Genomic DNA, 18686 nt, shown 5'->3' with positions numbered 1-18686 from the left:
GCTTCTCCTTCGCTCTGCGCCCATGGCGGGCGCGGCTCGAGTTCGTTCAGGTGCTTTGCAAACCGAGGACCACCGGCCTGTCGCGGCGGCCGTCGCCGCGGCAGGCGTCGCGCCGCGCGCGGGCGATGGCCGTGACGAGCCGCCGCTCCTCCGGCGGCACGCCCGGGGTGAGCTCCGCGGCGCGCGCGAGCGCGGCCGCCCTGCCGGCGTCGTCCCCCGCCGAGGCGGCGACGTCGGCCTCGAGGTGCGCCGCGGCGAGCGCGAGCAGGGGCGCGCTCCGCGGGGCGGCCCCCCCGAGCGCGGCGAGGCGCGCGCGCAGCCGATCGAGGTGCGCCCCCGCCGCCCCGGCCTCCCCCCGCGCGAGGGCCGACTCGGCGCGCGCGTAGAGCACGGCGAGCTCGCCGTAGGGCGAGCGCCACACGCGGGCGCGCGCGGGCCGCGCGCCGTCGAGCCACGCGCGGACCGGGGCCGCGTCGCGGCGCGCGAGGCCGAGCGAGATCGCGTTCTGCGCGGCGAGCGACGCGAGGTCGAAGAGGCCGATCCACGCCGCGTGGCAGGCCGCGATCTCGAAGAGCGCCGCCGCTTCGGCGAGCTCGCCCGCGGCCGCGACGCTGCTCGCGAGGCGCACGCGCACCATGAGGGCGCGGCGAAAATCGGCGAGCTCCTCGGCGAAGGCGAGCGCCCGGCGCTGGTGCGCGAGGCCGCGCTCGTGCTCGCTGCTGGCCGCGTGCGCGGCGCCGCGCCACGCGTGCGCGGCGGCGAGGCACTGCAGCGGTGCGTCGCCGCGCGGCGCGGCGAGCAGGGCGTCGAGCCGCGCCTCGTGCTCGGCGCGGCGCTCGTCGGTCGCGCACGCGAGCGCGGCGTCGAGCTCCGCCCAGCAGCGCTCCGCGGCGGACGCGCCGGGCGCAAAGCGCCGCTGAGCGACCTCGTCCCGGAGCGCGTCGAGCGCGGCGGTCTCGCCCAGGTTGTGGAGCGCGGCGAGGAGGACGCGCCGCGCGAGCGCGCGGCGGCGCTCCGGGAGGCCGAGGCGGAGCGCCGCCTCCGCCGCCTGCCGCGCGAGGGCGGGGCGCGACATGCGGAGCATCGTCCTCGCGAGCGCCACGAGCGCGTCGGCCCGCGCCGCGGGCGAGAGGCCGGGCGACGCCAGGGCGTCGCCGAGGATCGCGGCGGCCTCGTGCAGCGCGCCGGCGCGGCAGAACGCTTCGCCCCGCGCGACCGTCGCGGGCCCCGGCGTCGCCGCGGGGGCAGCTGCTTCGCCTTCGGGCGCGGGCGCGGTCGCGGGCGCGACGCGGAGGAGCCCCGGCCCCTCCTCGATCTCGGCGACGATCGCGGCCCACCCGGGGCTCGGGCGCCCGCTCGCGGTGAAGACGAGGGCGAGCGGCTCCGTCTCCAGGGCGCGCGCGAGGAACGCGACGGCGTGCTGCGTGTCGGCGTCGGCGCCGTCGACGTCGCGAAGGACGAGCACCGTGGGCTCGAGCGTGTGCTCCGCGAGGAAGACCCGGAGCGCCTCGGCCACGGAAGCCGGGTCGGGCGGCAGCGGGCACTCCGGCTCGTCGTGCGCGGCCTCGATGCGGCCGAGGGCAGCGAGGAGCGCGCCGCCCGCCGGGTGGGCGCCCGCGAGGGCGCGCAGCAGCGCGAAGGGCGCGGACATCCCGCCGGCGGGCGCGGCGGGCGCGATGAACCGGAGGCCGTCGCGGCGGGCTGCGTCGCGGAGCGCGTCGAGCGCGGCGCCTTCGCAGGGGTCGAGGAGCGCGGTGACGGGCCGGCGCTGCTCGGCCGCGCGGGCGAGGCGCTGCCACGCCTCGCCCGGCGAGACGCTCGGCGGGCGAGCCCGCGGCGGCTCGTGCGGGGCGCCTGCCTCGGCGAGCGCGTCGGCCACCCACACCTCGAAGGCGAGCGTGAGCCCGAGGCGGTTATGGAACGTGTGAGCGATGTTGAGCACGACCGTCGCCAGCGGCACGCCGAGGGCTCCGCGCCGCGACGCCTCGGCGAGCTCGGGTAGATCGGCGTCGAACGCGGCGAGGAGCGCGCGCTCGCCGTCGACGAGCTCGCCGAGCGCGGCGAGCCCCTCTCCCCGCACGAGCGCGCGCACCAGCGCGACCGACTCGTCGTCCGGCGCTGCGCAGACGAGCTCCATGCCCGAGATCGCGCGGGCGAACGTGCGCCAGTGCCGCGCGTACCCCGCGAGGAACGACCGCCGCGCGTCGCCCGCGACGCCCGCGCGCGCGAGCAGCGCGTCGAGCGCGCACGCCGCGACGAGGGCGCGCGCCCGCGGTCGCCCCGCCGTCTTCCGGATGCAGCCGAGCGCGAACCTGCTCGACGCGAAGAACTGCCGCTCCGCGATCTCCATCCCCGCGGGCCCTCCGTGCTTCTCGAGCTCCGGCTCGTACGCGGCGGCCTCCGTGCGCGACACGGCGGTGCAGCACGCCGCCGCGGCGTCCACGCGCGCCGCCACGTCGACGGGGTCGTGCCCGGGCGCCACGCGCACGCGCAGCCGCAGGTGGTCGCCTCCCTCGGCGTACCGGAGAAAGAAGAAGCGATCGATCGCGCCGCGCTGCTCGAGCTCGGACACGAGCGGATCGATCAGCCCGAGGAGGAGCGCGTCCGTCCCCTCGCCCTCGAGGCCCCGATCGTGGAACAGCCTCCGGTAGATCCAGCTCATCGCGCGCTCCTCTCGCCGTCGATCTCGACAAGCAGCTCGGCCGCGTGCGGCCTCCCGTCGAGGCGCAGCCACGACGCCTCGGGCTCCGGCAGGAGCTCGGTGAAGACGAGGTACCCGCTCCTCACGTCGCCGGGACCGCCGAGCAGGCGAGCCAGCCCGATCAGGGTGAACGGGCTCTCCCAGTCGACGTACATGTTCGTCTCGGTGAAGCCGTAGCCGGCCACCTCCCGCCCGACGTACCGGGCGAACCCCCGGCTCGGGAGATCGAGCTCGCGCCGCAGGCGCGCGATCGCGCGGAAATACGACGCGTACGGCTGCTTCGGCTCCTTGCGCGGGATCGCGCTCACCGGGATCGCCCACCGCGCGCGCTCCACCACGACGCGACCGACCGTGAGGCGCGGGCGCCGCGGGGCCAGCGCGACGCCACGGGCCAGATCGAGGCGATCGAGCACGTTGTAGAGATCCGCCCGCTCCGCCACCGTGTCGTCGCGGAGCCGCGGCGAGAGCGCGCGGAGCAGGAAGTGCGGATCGGGGAGCGCGGCGTCCCGCAGGAAGCCGAGGTGGATCGGCTCGATCTCGCGGCCGAGGCGCCGCGATCGGAGCCGGAGCTCGACCGCCGCCGCGTCGAAGCGGAGGGAGAGATCGCGGAGCGGCAGGACCTTGTCGCCGGGCGCGCTCGGCTCCCACGGGAGCTCGAGCGCCCACTCCGTGAGGCGCGGGTGCACCTGGAAGTTGAGGCCGAGCGTGGGCGAAAGCTCGACGGGGAGCGGACCGTCCTCCTGCGCCAGGCGGCGGCGGATCGCCTCGAGGGCCTCGGGGGCGCGCCCCTCGGCGTCCGCGAGGTAGCGCGACAGGTACTTCGCGCGCCCGGCCTGCGCGCCGTTGAGCACGACGCGCGGCTCTCCGCCGTCTCGCGGGCAGGGAGGCGCGATCTGGAGGAAGAGCGCCATCGACGACGGCGCGTCCGGGGCGGCGAGCCCCTCGAAGAGGCCTGGATCGAGGCGCACGACGTCGCCCGTCGCCGCGGCGGCGACGCGGCCGAGCTCCGCGTCGATCCAGCGGATCGGCTCGGACGCGCCGCGGATGACCGCGACGCGCCGCGGGTCCTCGAGGATCTCGGTCACGAAGCCGCCGACGTCGTCGCACACGCCGTCACGACCGAACCGCTCGACGAACGCCGCGCAGAGCCGGCGGTGCGCGGCCCCGCAGGCGCTCGCGCGCACGAGGCGCACGACCGGATCGAGCGCCTCCGCGAGCGCCCCGCGTGCGGCAGGGAGCTCCGCGCCGAAGGCGCCATCCACCATGACATCCTCGAGCATGGACGAGCGCCCAGGGCCGCGGCCGAGCTCGGCGGCGAGGCGCGCGCGCGCCTCGACGCCGGCGGTCGCGTAGTCCTCGAGGCGCCGCGCGACCGAGCGGAGCTCGTCCGGCGCGCCCGCGCACCCGATCTCGCCCAGGGCGTCCGCCGCGGCGCGCAGCGCCGCAGGGGTCGGCCCCATCGGGACGCTCGCCGGCTCGAGCATGCCCGCCTCGACGAGCTGCTCGAGGACGTCGCGGCACGCTCGCTCGTCGGCGTCGTCCGACGCGAGCGCCCGGGCGGCGTCCTCGAGCGTGCGCCCCTCGGCGCCCTCGACGAGGCGGGCGACGGCGGGGGTCCACCCGAGCGACATCAGCTCGCCCGACCCGGCGCGCGAGAACACGACCGACGGCGCGGCGCCCGCCGCGAAGCGCCGGAGCGGGTTCATCCGGAGCGGCAGGCGCGCGCGTGCGTGGGCGTGAGCCGACGGCTGAGAAGACATCGCGCGCGCGACGAGCTCCACAGCGTGCGCGAGCGCGAGCTGCGGGAGGCTGCGCCACCGCGCCTCCTCGGGCGCGCGCGGCGCGCGCGGCGCGTCGCAGACACGTGGGGGCAACGCGGAGAGGTCGAGCAGCGCGACGCCAGCGAACCCCGCGAACGGCGTCGTCCGCGCCGTCGCGCGGAAGACGTAACGCGCGATCGTGGCCTCGCGGATCTGCTGCGCCGAGGTGAGCGGCGCGCCGCTCGGGATCTCCGCGAGCTTCTGCGCCGTGGTATAATGGTCGGCGCTCGAGAGCAGGATCCCCCCGAGCAGGCGCGAGCTCCCGAGCGTCTTCCGGAAGCGCTCCGACGCGGCGATCCACTCCGCGGTGAACGTCGCCTCGTAGCGCTCCTCCAGCGCGGCGCACCGGGCCGCGCGCGCGTCGACGAGCGCGAGCGCGGCGCGCGCCCCTTCCGGCGGCGCGGTCCTCGCGCCCTCGAGCGCGCCGGCCGCCACGGCCTTCCCGTTGAACAGCCGCCGCTTCACCTCGAGCGCCGCGCGGCGCAGCGCCTCGTCCTCGCAGCCGCGCACGACGTCGAACATGCGCGCCGCCGCGTCCGCCCGCGCGGCCGCGAGCTCGAGCTCGGCCACGGCGAGCTCGCGCTCGACCGCGGGGCTCTCGCGGAGGCGGAGCCCGGCGAGCGCGTCGGCCGGCATCCCCGCGACGCGCAGCGCGCCCCACGGCGCGATCTGGAGCCCGCGGCTCATCGCGGCTGCCCTCCGCGAGGCGCATCTCGGGAGGTCGGCTGGCGGTGTCCTCCGACGGCGAACGCGAAGAACGCCGTATGATCGCGGCCGTCGAGCCCGAGGACCTCGTCGACGACCGCGGGGGCGAAGCCGCCGGTCGCCGTGTAGGTGAGCCCGAGCGTCTCCGCGACGAGGTAAAGGCGGTCGGTGAGCCACCCCGCCGCGAACGCCGCGCCCCGGTAGCCGCGATCGCCGAACGCCACGAGCCACCGCCCGATCGGGACCACCAGGAAGAGCACCGCCGCGCCCATGGCGTGCTCGCGCTGCAGGATCGCGGTCTCGGCCATCCGCGCGCGCGGCGCCGGGCCGATCGGCGCGAGGCGGTGCTCGCCGCGGTCGTACCGGTGCGCGCCGGGCGGGACACCGTCGACGTCGAAGACGACCGGAAACAGCAGCGGATCGAGCGTCGCGTCCGCGAGCCCTGCCGGCCGCGCCGCGGCGGCCGCGAGCAGCGTCCCGAGCGTCGCCGCGTCGAGGGCTCCCGCCGAAAGCCTTCCGCTCCGCCGCGCAGCGATGACCGACGCGAGCGAGCGCTGGACCGGCTCGAGCGCGCGCGGCGCGGGCAGCGAGAGGGCGCGCTCCGCGTTCCCGGGCAGCGGCGACGGCGCGGGGAGCGCCGGCTCCAGCGACGGCCGCGCCTCGGGGTAGCGGCTCGCGACGACGAGCTCGGCGACCCCCCGCAGGGGCTGGGTCGCCGCGGCGAGCGTGGACGAGATCCTGTGATCAGCGAGAGACATCGCGGGCCTCCGTGGCTGCGCCCGTGAGCGCGATGAGGAGATGCGGTGCGAGATCGATGCCATCGACGCCGACCACGCGCGCGACGACCTCGTCATCGAACGTCCAGACCGTCGTCGCCGCGAGGCCGAGCTCCTGGGCGAGGAGCTCCACGCGGTGGGCCATCAACCCGGCGTCGAGCAGCGCGTAGGTGTACCCGCGCGCGTAGTACTTGGAGCACGCCCGCGCGACCGAGCCGACGACGACGATCACGGCGCCCGCGGACTCCACGGCCGCGGCGTGCTCGGCGCTCCCGCCCGCGAGCACGGCGCGCGCGAGGGCGCCCGCGGCCACGCCGGCGCGGAGCGGCGTGAGCGCTCGCGCGGCGAGCTCGAACCGGTGGACGCCGGCCGCGATCCCGGGGACCCGCGCGGCGGCGACGTACGCCTCCGCCGAGCCGAGGTTCCCGGCCGACGCGGTGGTGCGACGCACGTGCGCCTCGCCCTCGGCGCGGCGCTCGACGCGCCCGCCGAAGCTCAGCTCGAGCAGCGCGCCGAGCGCGCCCGCGTCGAGCGTCCCCGTCGCGTCGCGCCGGCGCGACAGCGCGGCCCCCACCGGCGCGCCGAACGCCCCGCCGAGCGGCGCGGCGACCTGCGTACCGGCGCCCTCCGGAGGCCGCCGCGGCGACGGCGCGGCCGGCGTGCTCTGCAGCTTCCGCACCTCCGGGCTGATGTGCGCCTGCATCCCCGCGTGCTGGCCGATGTGCCACGGCTGGACGACCGTCGTGTTGTGGAACATCCGCGCGAGGCTCTCCGCGTGGCCGGACGGGAGCGTCGCCGTCCGCGGCGGCGCGTCGCCGCCGCAGAGCGGGCAGCTGGGCAGCCTGGTCATGAAGGGGTGGAGCGCCGTCTCGCCGGCGCCGGGCCGCCACACCTCGACGTGCTCCAGCGGGGCCACCGCGAGCAGGCCGCTCGCGTGGAAGATCACGTGCTGCGCGACCCGGCTCACGAGCGCGCGCCCCCAGAGCGCGCGAAGAGCGCCGTCGTCGAGCGCCGGATCCGCCGCGGCGGCGCCGATCTGGAGCCGGACGCACGCCGGGCACGCGGACGCCCCGGGGATCGTGAGCGGCCCGATCGTCCACGTGCCGGGGTTCGCCGCGAGCATCGGGACGCGCGCCGCAATGCACGCGCGCGCCGCCGCCTCGAGCGCCTCCTGGTCGCCGATCACCACCGCCAGATCGACCTCGCCCTGCGCGAGCTCCCCGGCGCTCGCGGCGAGGCGGACGTCGGCGACGCCCGCCTCGCGGAGCATCGTCACGAGCATCCCCGCGAGCTTCGCGTCGCCGTCCCCCAGCGCGCGCACGCGCGCGCCTTCGAGCGCCCGCTGCGCTTCCCCCCGGCTGCGGTTGCGCCCGGTCCGGCGGAGGTACCTGCTGAAGAACGCGCGCTGCGCCCGGCGCGGCTCCTCGGCCTCGTCGGCCGCGGCGCCCTCGCCCTCCTCGAGCATGCCGTGCATGTGCATCAGGTGGATCGCGTCCCGCAGGTCGGAGGCGACGACGCCCGGAAACGCGGCCTCGACGTCGCCGACGGTGCGCGTCCCGTCGAGCAGCGGCACGAGGTTCTCCATCACCCACGGGAGCGACGCTCCCTGGATGATCTGCGCCTCGCCGCCGAGGACGTGGAGCTCTCCGCCCGGGAGCGTCACGCGGAGGAGATCCTCGACGAAGCGCGGGCGCTCCGGGCAGCGGAGCTCCCAGTAAAGCTCGGCGAAGCGGCTGAGATCGCGGGCCTCGTAGGCATCATCGGACGGGCTCATCGGTCACCTCCCACGCCGGACGATCCGGCGATCGCGAGCGGGTGCTCGGCGAAGTACCCCGCGAGCGACGCCCCGCGCCCCGCCGCGTGCTCGCCGGCGGCGCACCGCCCGCACAGCCCGACCCGGGCGAAGCGCCGCGCGCGGAGCGCGCCCGACGTGACGTCGCACTCCCAGAAGCGCCCCATGCGCGCGGCTCCGGCGCGGGGCGGCTCCGGCGCGCCGCGCTCCTTGGAGAGCGCGAGCGCCTCCGCGGCGAGCAGCGCCGCGGCCTGCTCGGTGACGGCCGCGAGCTCGCCCTGGAACCAGGGGCCAAGGTCGCCCGAGGCCCCGAGCGCCTCGAGGGCGTCGTGCGCCTCGAGATCCAGCGCGACCGAGCGCACGCGCCGCGAGAAGCAGGCGAAGCACGGCGTGCGGCCGGGGACGATCGACGGCCCGATGCGGAGCTCGTGCGCGAGCAGCGTGCCCGACGTCCAGGCGACGCGCGCCGCGAACGCCGCCGCGTCGAGCGCGAGCGCCGCCGCGGGCCGGGGGCGATCGGTCGCGAGGACGATCACCGCGTCGGGCAGCGCCTCCGGCGCGCCCGTGCCCAGCGCCGACGTCGTGACCCGCGCCCCCGCGCCGATCAGGAGCTCCGCGCAGCGGGCGCCGAGCTCTCCGTCACGGAGGACGTGCACCGCGGGCGCGCCGGCGGCGCGCTCCGAGGCCGGGCTCTCCTCAGGCGAACGGGATCGGATCATCGGTGATCGACTCCTCTTTGCGAGCGCCGTACCCGAGCCTCTCCGGCGCGTCGTACAGGCGAGGGTGCGCGAGGTACCGCGCGTGGTGGGTGAAGCTGATGGGCAGGAGCTCGGGCACGATCACCTTCACGACGACGATCCCGAAGTCGCGGACCTCGGGCATCGTCACGTCGACGGCGACCACCTCCATGCCGAGCGCGGCGAGCCGCGCGACGATGGCCGCGAGCGGGTCGTCGCCCTCGATGGGGCGGGGGAAGGCGGTCGCGACCGGCGCCTCGCGCGTGGCGAACGCGAACCGCGCCGGGCCGTCGGGTCCCGCGTAGAGGCGCCCGAACGACTCGGGTGTCTGATCGGCGTCGGTGAAGAACGACGCCCGGGTGACCGGCGGAGCGGGCTCGCTCAGCGCCACCCGCAGGCTCCCCACCTCTTCGAGGACGCGCGCCGCCGCGGCCTCGCCGTCGGGGCGGCAGGCCGCCATCGCGATCGCGTGCGGCGCGCTGTGCGCGCACGTCTGCACGGCGCCGATCACGGGGACGCCGACGTCGGTCGTGAGATCGAGCAGCGCCGTCTCCGTGCCCGCGGCCTCGGCGCTGCGGAGGAGCGCCGCGACGAGTGGGCTCCGCGCGCTCCCGGGCGCGATGCGCGGCATCCGGAGCTGGTGCAGCCAGAACAGCGCGAGGCTGTCGCGCTCGATCACCTCGCACAGGCCGGAGAGGATCGCCTGCCGGAAGCTCGCGCCCGCCGCGAACCCCGTCGAGAGCGGGAAGAGCGCGTGCTCGCGGATCGGCAGCGGCAACCCCATGTACGTCGCCGTGAGCGGCACCCAGATCGGGCGCTCGTGGGTGAGCGAGAAGCCGCGCACCCAGAGCTCGTCGCGATCCGGATCGGGCTCGCGCAGGCGGAAGGCCGACGGCGCGCGGGCCCGCTCGCGCGCAGAGCAGCGCGGCAGCCGCGCGGGGTCGAGCGCGCGATCGCCGAGCGAGCGCGGCGTCGCGCGCAGCACCCCCTCGGTCGGGTACATGACGCCGCAGTAGCGCTCGAGGGCCTCGCAGACGGCCCGGATCTGGGCCGTGGTCTCGTCGACGGCCGTGCCGGAGCCGGTGAGCGACCCGAGCTTCGAGCCCACGCTGGACGGCCCCGGGTGGAGCGCCGCGGGCCTGCCGAGGAACGCGGTGAAGCCGTGCATCTGCCCCTCGAAGCCGGGGGGAAAAATGAACCGCCGGACACGGCGGATGATCCCGCAGCGCTCGTCGATGAGCGGCGCGAGGCGATCGATGAGCGAGATCTCCGACATGGCGGCGGCTCCTCGAGCGGGGCGGGCGGCGCCCCAGGCGCCCGGACGCGCGACGCGCGTCCGGGCCGCCCAGGGTGCGCCTACGGGTTCACTTCGTGTCGGCGCCGAGCTCGACGCCCTTGGCGATCGCGGCCGAGACGAGGGCGTCCTGGCCCATGACGTCGAGCGCCTTGTCGTGCATGCGGATGACGCTCTCGAGCTGCCCCTCGTCGAGGCTGTCGAAGGACGAGTTCGACGAGACGCTGATCGAGCTGATCGACGAGAAGCACCCGCTCGTACAGGCGGAGCTCAGCGGGGCGGCCTGAAGCGTCTCGTTGCTCTTCTCGCCGATCTTCTTGAGGGTGAGCTCGAGACGCTGCACGCCGGCCTTCGTGTCGACGACGTCGGTCGCGCCGGCGGTCGTCTGCGTCTCGAACATCGACTCGGTATTCTGGATGGTGAGCATGGCAATCTCCTTACAGACGTTGACTACGTATCGACGCGCGCGGTCGCTCGCGAGGATTCGCGAACGACCGCGCGCGCCCTCTCGGATGCGCTCCGAAGAGTCCTTGAGGTCCAAGGCGGCATGTCGCCTGTGACACCCCGTGATCGTCGCGTCGGACAGCGAGCGTGCCTTCCGGCGCCGCGCCAGCCCCGAAGCTCGCGATCCTTCAAGCAACGCGCATGCCGCGGGGCCCGAGCTCACGCCCGCAGCCCGGGACCGGCGGAGCGCCGGCCAGGGCGCGGGCGGCATCCCCAGGATGCGGCCCTCGATGCGCAACTACGCGCGCAAGTGAGCGAGGTTTCGCTCAACATGCGCACGCAGGTCTCCGAGGGCGCTTCGAGGACGAGGAGCGCGTATCGTTCCCGCGAGGCACCGAAGCACCATGCGAAAAGACCGGCTCGCCCTCTCTCTCCTGCAGATCGCGCTGCTCGCGGCGTGCGTGCAGCGCCTTGACCCGGGCGACGGCGCAGGGACGGACGCCGGGCCCGCATTCCCGTGCCCACCGGGCGCGGTGGAGACCGGCGCGGGCTGCGTGCCGGCGGGGGTCCCGCCCGGGCGGTGCGGGAGCGGCTTCACGCCCGATGGAGCGCAGGGCTGCGTGCCCGTCCTGCCGGCGGAGGCGGGCTCGCCAGGTCAGATGGCCGTCCCCGGCGAGGCGGCGTGGCGTGAGGTCGCTCCGTGCGGGACGGGCCCGTGGGGCGGCGCGCCGATCGATGAGACGACCGAGTTCGTCGACGCGGCCTACGCCGGGGCGGACAGCGACGGCACGGAGGCCAAACCGTGGACGACGATCCAGGACGCGATCGACCACGCGGCCGAGGGCGCCCTGATCGCGATCGCGGAGGGCAGCTACGTCGAAGAGCTGCTGATCTCAGGGCAGCCCGTGCGGCTCTGGGGCCGGTGCCCCGCGCGCGTCGAGATCGTCGGGCCGCCAGCGGCGATCGCCGTCCAGGTCGACAGGGGCGCGAGCGCCACGGAGATCCACGACCTCGCTGTCCGCGGGCAGGGCATGGGCCTCGGTGTGGCGAACGCGCGCGATGTCCTGGTCGAGCGGGTCTGGATCCACGACACCAGCGATGTCGGCGTCCTCGCCGCAGGCCTGGAGTCCGAAACGAGCCTGACCGTGCGCGGGGCGCTCGTGGAGCACACCACGGGCGCGGGCATGGTCGTGGCGGACGCCGCCGTGACGCTGGAGGGCACCGTCCTGCGCGATATCGATCTCGCCACCGGGGACCCGGGGCACCCGTTCGACGGCCATGCGATAGCGATGCAGGTCGAGTCGTTCGAGCGCCGCGCGAGCGTGACGGCGCGATCCGTCGTTATCGAGCGCGTCGGGGGGCTCGGGTTCAGGTTCTCCGGGGCGGACGGCGTCGTCGAGGACAGCGTCGTCCGCGACGTCGCCTGGCTCGCGGCGGAGCTGCCGGGCACCGGGCTCACGGCGACCCATATCCCGGGGTTCGATCCGGGGACCCTCACGGTCCGGGGCAGCGTCCTGGAGCGGAACCACACCGCCGCCATCGCGATGATCGGCGCAGAGGCGACCATCGAGGCGACGGTCGTGCGCGACACGGGCCTGGCGCCGACGGAGGGCGATCCGGGCCACGGCATGGGCCTCTACACCGAGCCGAGCCGCGTCGACGGCCGCCCCGCCCGCGTGGCGCTGCGGCACGTCCTTGTCGAGCGGAGCCGCGAGAGGGGGGTCGTCATCAACGGCTCCGACGTCGAGATCGACGGCCTCCTCGTGCGGGAGATCCTCCCCGGCGCGCCCGACTACGGCGCCGGGATCGAGATCACGCACGATCAGCGGCGCGCGAGCGCCCAGGTGCGCGGCAGCGCGGTGGAAGGCAGTTACGGGATGGGGATCGCCGTCTTCGGCGCTGACGCGACCCTGGACTCGACCGTGGTGCGCGACACGAGGCCGCTGCCGTCGAACGAGGAAGTCGGCCGGGGCGTCAATGTCCAGTCGCTGCCCGACCTCGGCGAGCGCGCGAGCGCGCACCTGCGCAACGTCCTTATCGAGTCGAGCAGGGACGGCGGCCTCTTCCTCAGCGACTCGGACGCGACCGTCGACTCGACAACGATCACGGACACCCTGGGGCGCACGCTCGACGGCGGGAACGGCTACGGCTACGGCATCATCGCCTACAACAACGAGACGGGTCAGGCGGACGCCCTCGTCCGGGACAGCGTGATCGAGCGGAGCACCGCGGCCGGCATCTACAACGTCGGCGCGACGGTGCGGCTCGCGTCGACGACCTTCACGTGCGAGCCGCTCGACCTCGTGAGGTACGTCGATGAGCGCTCCCCGGCGGTCTACGAGGATCTGGGCGGGAACGTCTGTGGCTGCGATGGCCGCACCATCGACTGCAAGGCGGAGCCGACGCGCCTCGAGCCCCCCCGCGCGCTGCCGCCGCCTCCGCCTCTACCCGCAAGCGAGGACTGAGACAGCCATTCGCCGGGTACCATCTCAAGCCCCTCGCCCGCCTATCGGTCGATCTCGGGCGCCACGACGTCGAAGCTCGCGATGAGCGCCACGAGGTCGGCCAGGAACAGCCCTGGGCTCTTGGCCTCGATCATCGCCATCGCGGTGAAGCTCCCTGTCCGGAAGCGCGCCCGATACGCCTCCTCCGCGCCACGCCCGATGACGTAACAGCCCATGTCGCCGCGGGCGCTCTCGATGCGAGCGTACGCCTCCCCGTCGGGCCGCATCTTCTTCGGCAGCTTGCCCAGGATGTCGTCCTCCGGGTGCTCGTCGATCTTGTCGAGCGCCTGGCGGAGGATCTTCGCCGACTCGCGGCACTCCTCGACACGGACGTAGAACCGGTCCCAGCAGTCTCCCACGGTCCCGTAGCGCCCGCGGCCCACGGGGACATCGAACTCGAGCTCGGGGTAGACCGAATAGGCGTCCTCCTTGCGGAGATCCCATTTCACGCCGGACCCGCGCAGGTTGGGGCCGACGAGCCCCCAGTCCTTCGCCTCCTCGGCCGTGACCACGGCGACGTTGGCGAGGCGCTTGATGAAGATGTCGTTCAGGCTGATGAGCCGGTCGAACTCGACCATGATCGGCTCGAAGCGGTCGAGCCAGTGCCTCACCTTGTCGGCCCACCCCTTCGGCATGTCGAACGACACGCCGCCGATGCGGTGGTAATTGAAGGTGAGCCGCGCGCCGCACAGCTCCTCGATGAAGTCGTTGATGTACTCCCGCTCTCGCAGCGCCCACGGGAAGGGAGTGACCGCGCCGACGTCCATCGCCATCGCGCCGAGCGCGATCATGTGGCTCCCGATCCGGTTGAGCTCGCAGGAGATGACGCGGAGGTACTGCGCCCGCTTCGGCACCTCGATGCCCATCAGCTTCTCGCAGGCGCTCGCCCAGGCCTCGTTGGCGAACATCGCAGCGATGTAGTCGACGCGATCCGTGTACGGCATGAAGCCGCTGTACGTGCAGCGCTCGCCGATCTTCTCGATGCTCCGGTGCAGGTAGCCGACGTCCGGCACCGCCTTCCGGATGATCTCGCCGTCCGTCGAGATGACGAAGCGGAGCACGCCGTGGGTCGACGGGTGATGAGGCCCCATGTTGAGGGTCATCTCGTCTTCCATCTCGGCGCCCGGCTCCGCGCCCCCGCGGTCGACGCTGAAGATGACCTGGCTCATGACGCCTCCGCGTCCTTCTTCGGGAGCTTGATCTTGAAGAGCTCGACGGGGTTCGGCCGCTGCGTCGGGATGCCGCGGTACTCGGCCTTCTCCTGCCAGTCCTTGCGGAGCGGGTGCCCCTCCCAGTCGTCGGGCAGGAGCAGGCGGCGGAGATCCGGGTGCCCCTCGAAGCGCACGCCGAGCAGGTCGAAGCACTCCCGCTCCTGCCAGTTCGCCGCCGACCACACGTCGACGAGCGTCGACACCGCCGGGCTCTCCCGGTCGAGGAACACCTTGAGGACGACCCGGTGCTTCTTCGCGTACGAGTAGATGTGATAGACGACGACGATCTTCTTGAGATCGGGATAGTCGACCCCGGTGATGCACTCCAGGTAATCGAAATCGAGCTCCGGCGCCTCGCGCAGGAGCCGGCACACGGGCTCGATCTTCGCGGGCGCGACCTTTAGCCAGGCGTCGCGATCCTTCGGGGACACGGGGTGGAAGTCGAAGACCGCGTCTTCGCCGAGCTTCGCCTGGAGCGCCTGGAAGATAGCTTCGGGTGACATGGGAGATCCGGGAGGTGTCGAGAGGAGAGGGCTCAGCCGCCCGTCGCGCCGCGGCGGCCGAGGGCCCGCTCGCTCTTGATCTTCTCCTGGATCTTGAGGAGCCCTTCGAGCAGCGCCTCGGGGCGCGGGGGGCAGCCGGGCACGTAGACGTCGACCGGGATGATCTGATCCACGCCCTTGCAGACCGAGTAGGCGTACTGGAAGAGGCCCCCGCAGTTCGAGCAGCTGCCCATCGAGATGACGAAGCGCGGCTCCGACATCTGGTCATAGAGGCGCTTCACGCGGGTCGCCATCTTGTAGGTCAGCGTCCCCGCGATGATGAACAGGTCGCTCGACCGGGGGCTCGGCCGCGGCGCGGCCCCGAAGCGCTCGAGATCGCCGCGGGGGCCGCCGGTCTGCATGAGCTCGATGGCGCAGCAGGCCAGGCCGAAGAGCATGTACCAGACGCTGTTCGAGCGGCCCCAGTTGAGCAGCCAGTTGACGGTCTGATCGACGCTCGTCGTGATGACGCCGCCGCCGTCGCTCTCGTACTTCGCTTCCCACCCGCGGGGCGGGGCCATCAGGTTCAGGTTCGATGTCATGACTCCGCACCTCCCTCGGCGACCGCCGCCTGACCCGGGAGGCCCGCCGGCGCGCCTTCGCCCGCGCCCGCGAGCGGCGCGTGCGGTGCGCGCGGCTGGCCCCGGCTGCTCACGTTCTGAGCCCCGCGCGGATCCCCCTTGATGGAGCGGATCCAGTTGAAATCGCCCTTCACCCAGACATAGGCGAAGCCGAGCATCAGGATGGCCACGAAGAGGAAGATCTCGATCAGCGCGAAGAGCCCGTTGCCCTGGTCCACCCAGCGCTTGAACACGGCCGCGACCGGGTAGATGAACGCTATCTCGACGTCGAAGATGATGTAGACGAGCGCGATGATGTAAAAACGCGGGTTGAAGTTGAACCACGCGGGCCCGACAGGCGCTTCGCCGCACTCGTACGTCTCGACCTTCTCGGCGTACATGTTGTTGGGTCGCAGCAGCTTCCCGAACAGCAGAGAGCCGAGCATGAAGCCGATCGCCACCAGAAAGAACGCGGCAACGCTGGCGTAGGCCATCAACATCGGGCGGAACCTCGCTCGGCTCGCCCCCCTCGTTTCCGGCGAGAGGGGTCGGATCCAGGGGGTTATGTAGGTGAAAAGCTGAACCGCGGCAAGCCAGCAGACCCTGGCCTCGCCGGCGCTGCTGCTCGGGATCGACAGGACGCGCCGGGCTGGGATATCGCTCGAGCGTGGGTCTCGTTGACGTGACGGTGCTCGCGGCCGTGCAGGGGGCGGCGCAGGCGCTGCCCATCTCGGCGACCGGGCATGGCGCGGCGGCCCGGCTCTGGCTCCGCGCGGCCGACGGCGACGCCTGGGTCATTGCCGCGCAGGCGCTCGCGGCGGCGGCGGCGCTCGCGCTCGCCGTGCGGCAGCGGCTCCTCCACGCGCTCGGCGAGGGCGCCCGGGCGCTCGCGACGCCGTCGCTCTTCAGGGCGTCGCCGCCGGCGCGCGACGCGGCGGGGCTCGCGCTGGGCGCCGCCGTGAGCCTGATCGTCGCGGCGGCGCTCGGTCCGTACCTCGCGCCGTGGCGGGACGCGCCGCTCGCGGTGGGGCTCGGCCTGCTCGCCACCGGCGCGGCGCTCGCCAGCACCGCGCTCGCGCCGCGGCGGGACGGCCGCGACGAGACCGACGCGCCGTCGATCGCCGGGGCGCTCGCGGCCGGCGCGGCGCACGGGGTCGCGGCGCTGCCTGGCGCGTCGCGGGTCGGGGCGGCGCTCGTCGTGCTGCTCTGGCTCGGCGTCCGGCCCGCGCGCGCCGTCGAGCTCGCGCTCGCGCTGAGCCTCCCCGCGCTGCTCGTCTCTGCGCTCGCCGAGGCGCGCGCGTTCCACGGCCCGGCGCCAGGGGCGGGCGCCGTGGCGCTCAGCCTCCTCGCCGCCTTCGTGAGCGCGGCCGCGGCGGCCTCCGCGCTCCGCGCCCTCGCCGAGCGGCGGCGCGTCGGCGCGCTCTCGTTATGGGTCGTCCCCCTCGGCCTCGCGATGGTGGCCTACGCGCGCGCGCTGCCCGGGCTCGCCTGAGCGACCCTCGGCGGCCGCACCGCAACCGTGCGACCCTCTTCGCCGTCCAGACCGCACGTCCAACCGCGGAGAAGCGCCGATGACCCCGACCGACCCCTCCATCCATGTCCTGATCCTCGCCGGCGGCGCGGGCACCCGCTTCTGGCCGGCGTCGCGCGCCGCGCGCCCGAAGCAGCTCCTGCCGCTGCTCGGCGGCGAGCCGCTCCTCGCCGCGACGGCGCGCCGCGTGCTCCCGCTGTGCGCCCGCGGCGGGCGCGCGGGCTGGGAGCGCGTCTGGATCGCGACCGGCCAGCACCTGGTCGCGCCCACCCGCGCGGCGCTGCCCGAGGTGTCCGAGCGGCGCCTGCTGGTCGAGCCAGCGCCGCGCAACACGGCCCCGTGCATCGGCTGGGCGGCCGCCACCATCGCGCGCGACGACCCCGAGGCGGTCGTCGTCGTGCTCCCGAGCGACCACCACATCGCCGACGTGCCGCGGTTCCTCGAGGCGCTGGGGGCCGCCGTCGCCTCGGCCCAGGGCGGCGCGATCACGACGATCGGCGTCCGCCCGACGCACCCGGAGACGGGCTTCGGCTACATCGAGGTGGACGAGGCCGCCGGGGCGGAGGGCGCGGCGCCCGCGGAGCCCCGCCGCGTGCGACGCTTCGTCGAGAAGCCGAGCCGCGAGCGCGCCGCGGAGTTCGTGGCGAGCGGCCGCTTCCTCTGGAACGCGGGGATGTTCATCTTTCGCGCGGGCGACATGCTGGCCGCGATCCGCGCCCACCTGCCGGCGCTCGCCGCGGGCCTCGACGAGATCGACCGCGCCGCCGCGCTGGGCCCGGGCGCCGAGGCGGAGGCCGTCCTGCGGGTGTTCCCGAGCCTACCGGCCGTCAGCATCGATCACGGCGTGATGGAGCACGTCGCCGGGCTCGCCGTGGTGCCCGGCGACTTCGGCTGGAGCGACGTGGGCAGCTGGCAGAGCGCCTGGGAGCTCGCCGACAAGGACGAGCGAGGCAACAGCGCGCCCGCGGGGTCGGTGCTGATCGACGCGCACGGCAACCACGTGGTCGATCTTCGCGCGCGCGCCGCGCCCGACGATCGCCGGGTGATCGCGCTCGTCGGCGTGGAGGGCCTCGTGGTGGTCGAGACCGACGACGCGCTGCTCATCGTGCCGCGCGATCGGGCCCAGGAGGTGAAGCACGCGGTCGACGAGCTGAAGGCGCGAGGGCAGGGCCGGCACACGTGAGCGCTCTACCCGCGCGGCTCCCCCCGCCGCGCCACCGCCCGCGCGTAGATCTCGCGCCGCGGTAGCCCGAGCTCCACCGACAGCTCCTCGGCGATGTGCTTGGCCCGCCTCCCCTGGGCGAGCTCCCGATCGATGCGCGCGTCGAGCTCCTCGTCGCTCGGGCGCGCGCCCTCCGCGGCCGGCGCCGCGGGCGCGAGCACGAGCGTGATCTCCCCGAGCCACTCCCGCTCGATCGCCGCGAGCTCCTCCACGCTGCCGCTCAGGATCTCCTCGTGCACCTTCGTCAGCTCGCGCGCGACGACGGCGCGCCGCCCGGGCATCCGCTCGGCGAGGTCGGCGAGCGTCTCGCGGAAGCGCCGCGGCGACTCGAACAGCACCACCGCCTCCGGCGTCGACGTGACGAGGGCCAGCGCCTCGCGCCGCTCGCGCCCGCCGCGGGGCAGGAACCCGACGAAGCGGAAGCCCCCCGTCACGAGCCCCGACGCGCTCACCGCCACCATCACCGCGCTCGGCCCGGGGATCGCCACGACGCGCGCCCCCGCCTCCGTGGCCGCGCGCACGAGCGCCGTCCCCGGATCGCTCACGACAGGCGTGCCGGCGTCGGTCATGAAGGCGATCGACTCGCCCGCCGCGAGCCGCGCGGCCGCGCGCGCCGCGTCCGCCTCCGAGGCGTGCGCGTCGAACCGGTCGACCGGCTTGCCCGAGACGCCGAGGTGGCCGAGGAGCGCCCGGGCCCGCCGCGTGTCCTCCGCGAGGATCCGGTCCGCCCCGCGCAGCGTCTCGACCGCGCGCAGCGTGATGTCGCCGAGGTTGCCGATCGGCGTCGCCACGACGTAGAGGCACCCGCGATCGCTCGACCCGCCCTGCTCGCCGCCGCTCGACACGG

15 protein-coding genes are annotated in these 18686 nt (G+C 75.0%); 3 read left to right on the top strand and 12 right to left on the bottom strand.

Going from position 1 to position 18686, the window contains the following annotated elements; translation table 11 throughout:
- Positions 1-46 precede the first annotated feature (46 nt).
- The 7 genes from WMF12_RS47560 to WMF12_RS47530 form a co-directional block, all read right to left on the bottom strand.
- Positions 47-2662: a thiopeptide-type bacteriocin biosynthesis protein gene (locus tag WMF12_RS47560; protein ID WP_437856967.1), complete on the bottom strand. Its 2616-nt coding sequence runs from the start codon at positions 2660-2662 to the stop codon at positions 47-49.
- Positions 2659-5208, bottom strand: coding sequence for a lantibiotic dehydratase (locus WMF12_RS47555; RefSeq protein WP_437856957.1), 2550 nt, complete (start codon positions 5206-5208; stop codon positions 2659-2661). The genes WMF12_RS47560 and WMF12_RS47555 overlap by 4 nt, the downstream gene beginning before the upstream one ends.
- Positions 5205-5984: a nitroreductase family protein gene (locus WMF12_RS47550; RefSeq protein WP_437856947.1), complete on the bottom strand. Its 780-nt coding sequence runs from the start codon at positions 5982-5984 to the stop codon at positions 5205-5207. The genes WMF12_RS47555 and WMF12_RS47550 overlap by 4 nt, the downstream gene beginning before the upstream one ends.
- Complete coding sequence (locus WMF12_RS47545; protein ID WP_437856937.1) at positions 5971-7776, bottom strand: SagB family peptide dehydrogenase; 1806 nt, start codon at positions 7774-7776, stop codon at positions 5971-5973. Before WMF12_RS47545 ends, WMF12_RS47550 begins: the two co-directional genes overlap by 14 nt.
- Positions 7773-8513: a hypothetical protein gene (locus WMF12_RS47540; RefSeq protein ID WP_437856927.1), complete on the bottom strand. Its 741-nt coding sequence runs from the start codon at positions 8511-8513 to the stop codon at positions 7773-7775. The genes WMF12_RS47545 and WMF12_RS47540 overlap by 4 nt, the downstream gene beginning before the upstream one ends.
- Complete coding sequence (locus tag WMF12_RS47535; RefSeq protein ID WP_437856922.1) at positions 8491-9807, bottom strand: YcaO-like family protein; 1317 nt, start codon at positions 9805-9807, stop codon at positions 8491-8493. Before WMF12_RS47535 ends, WMF12_RS47540 begins: the two co-directional genes overlap by 23 nt.
- Positions 9808-9895: 88 nt before the next feature.
- On the bottom strand, positions 9896-10252 hold the full coding sequence (locus WMF12_RS47530; protein ID WP_437856915.1) for a hypothetical protein: 357 nt from the start codon (positions 10250-10252) through the stop codon (positions 9896-9898).
- Positions 10253-10673: 421 nt separating this feature from the next.
- Between WMF12_RS47530 and WMF12_RS47525 the strand changes: the two genes are divergently transcribed.
- Entirely contained in the window at positions 10674-12734 is a 2061-nt protein-coding gene (locus tag WMF12_RS47525; RefSeq protein WP_437856910.1) for a hypothetical protein, read from the top strand.
- Between the two features lie 41 nt (positions 12735-12775).
- Here WMF12_RS47525 and WMF12_RS47520 read toward each other — a convergent pair whose 3' ends face one another.
- From WMF12_RS47520 to WMF12_RS47505, 4 genes are read right to left on the bottom strand one after another with little or no spacing between them, the layout of a single operon-like run.
- On the bottom strand, positions 12776-13942 hold the full coding sequence (locus tag WMF12_RS47520) for an NADH-quinone oxidoreductase subunit D (protein WP_437856905.1): 1167 nt from the start codon (positions 13940-13942) through the stop codon (positions 12776-12778).
- A complete protein-coding gene (locus WMF12_RS47515; protein WP_437856899.1) occupies positions 13939-14487 on the bottom strand; it encodes an NADH-quinone oxidoreductase subunit C in 549 nt (182 codons plus the stop codon). The genes WMF12_RS47520 and WMF12_RS47515 overlap by 4 nt, the downstream gene beginning before the upstream one ends.
- A gap of 32 nt (positions 14488-14519) precedes the next feature.
- Complete coding sequence (nuoB, locus tag WMF12_RS47510) at positions 14520-15068, bottom strand: NADH-quinone oxidoreductase subunit NuoB (protein WP_012241670.1); 549 nt, start codon at positions 15066-15068, stop codon at positions 14520-14522.
- Positions 15065-15586 carry an NADH-quinone oxidoreductase subunit A gene (locus WMF12_RS47505; protein WP_437856889.1) on the bottom strand — a complete coding sequence of 174 codons (522 nt, stop codon included), beginning with the start codon at positions 15584-15586 and terminating at the stop codon, positions 15065-15067. Before WMF12_RS47505 ends, nuoB begins: the two co-directional genes overlap by 4 nt.
- 167 nt (positions 15587-15753) lie before the next feature.
- On the opposite strand from WMF12_RS47505, the gene WMF12_RS47500 reads away from it, so the two are divergent.
- Positions 15754-16578: an undecaprenyl-diphosphate phosphatase gene (locus WMF12_RS47500; protein WP_437856877.1), complete on the top strand. Its 825-nt coding sequence runs from the start codon at positions 15754-15756 to the stop codon at positions 16576-16578.
- Between the two features lie 79 nt (positions 16579-16657).
- Positions 16658-17800 carry a mannose-1-phosphate guanylyltransferase gene (locus WMF12_RS47495; protein ID WP_437856866.1) on the top strand — a complete coding sequence of 381 codons (1143 nt, stop codon included), beginning with the start codon at positions 16658-16660 and terminating at the stop codon, positions 17798-17800.
- A gap of 5 nt (positions 17801-17805) precedes the next feature.
- On the opposite strand, the gene rsmI is transcribed toward WMF12_RS47495, so the two are convergent.
- On the bottom strand, positions 17806-18684 hold the full coding sequence (rsmI, locus tag WMF12_RS47490; protein WP_437743304.1) for a 16S rRNA (cytidine(1402)-2'-O)-methyltransferase: 879 nt from the start codon (positions 18682-18684) through the stop codon (positions 17806-17808).
- Between the last annotated feature and the right edge of the window lie 2 nt (positions 18685-18686).

It is taken from the genome of Sorangium sp. So ce363 (assembly GCF_051520435.1).
Taxonomy (GTDB): domain Bacteria; phylum Myxococcota_A; class Polyangia; order Polyangiales; family Polyangiaceae; genus Sorangium; species Sorangium cellulosum_B.
This window is presented reverse-complemented; position numbering and strand designations above follow the sequence as displayed.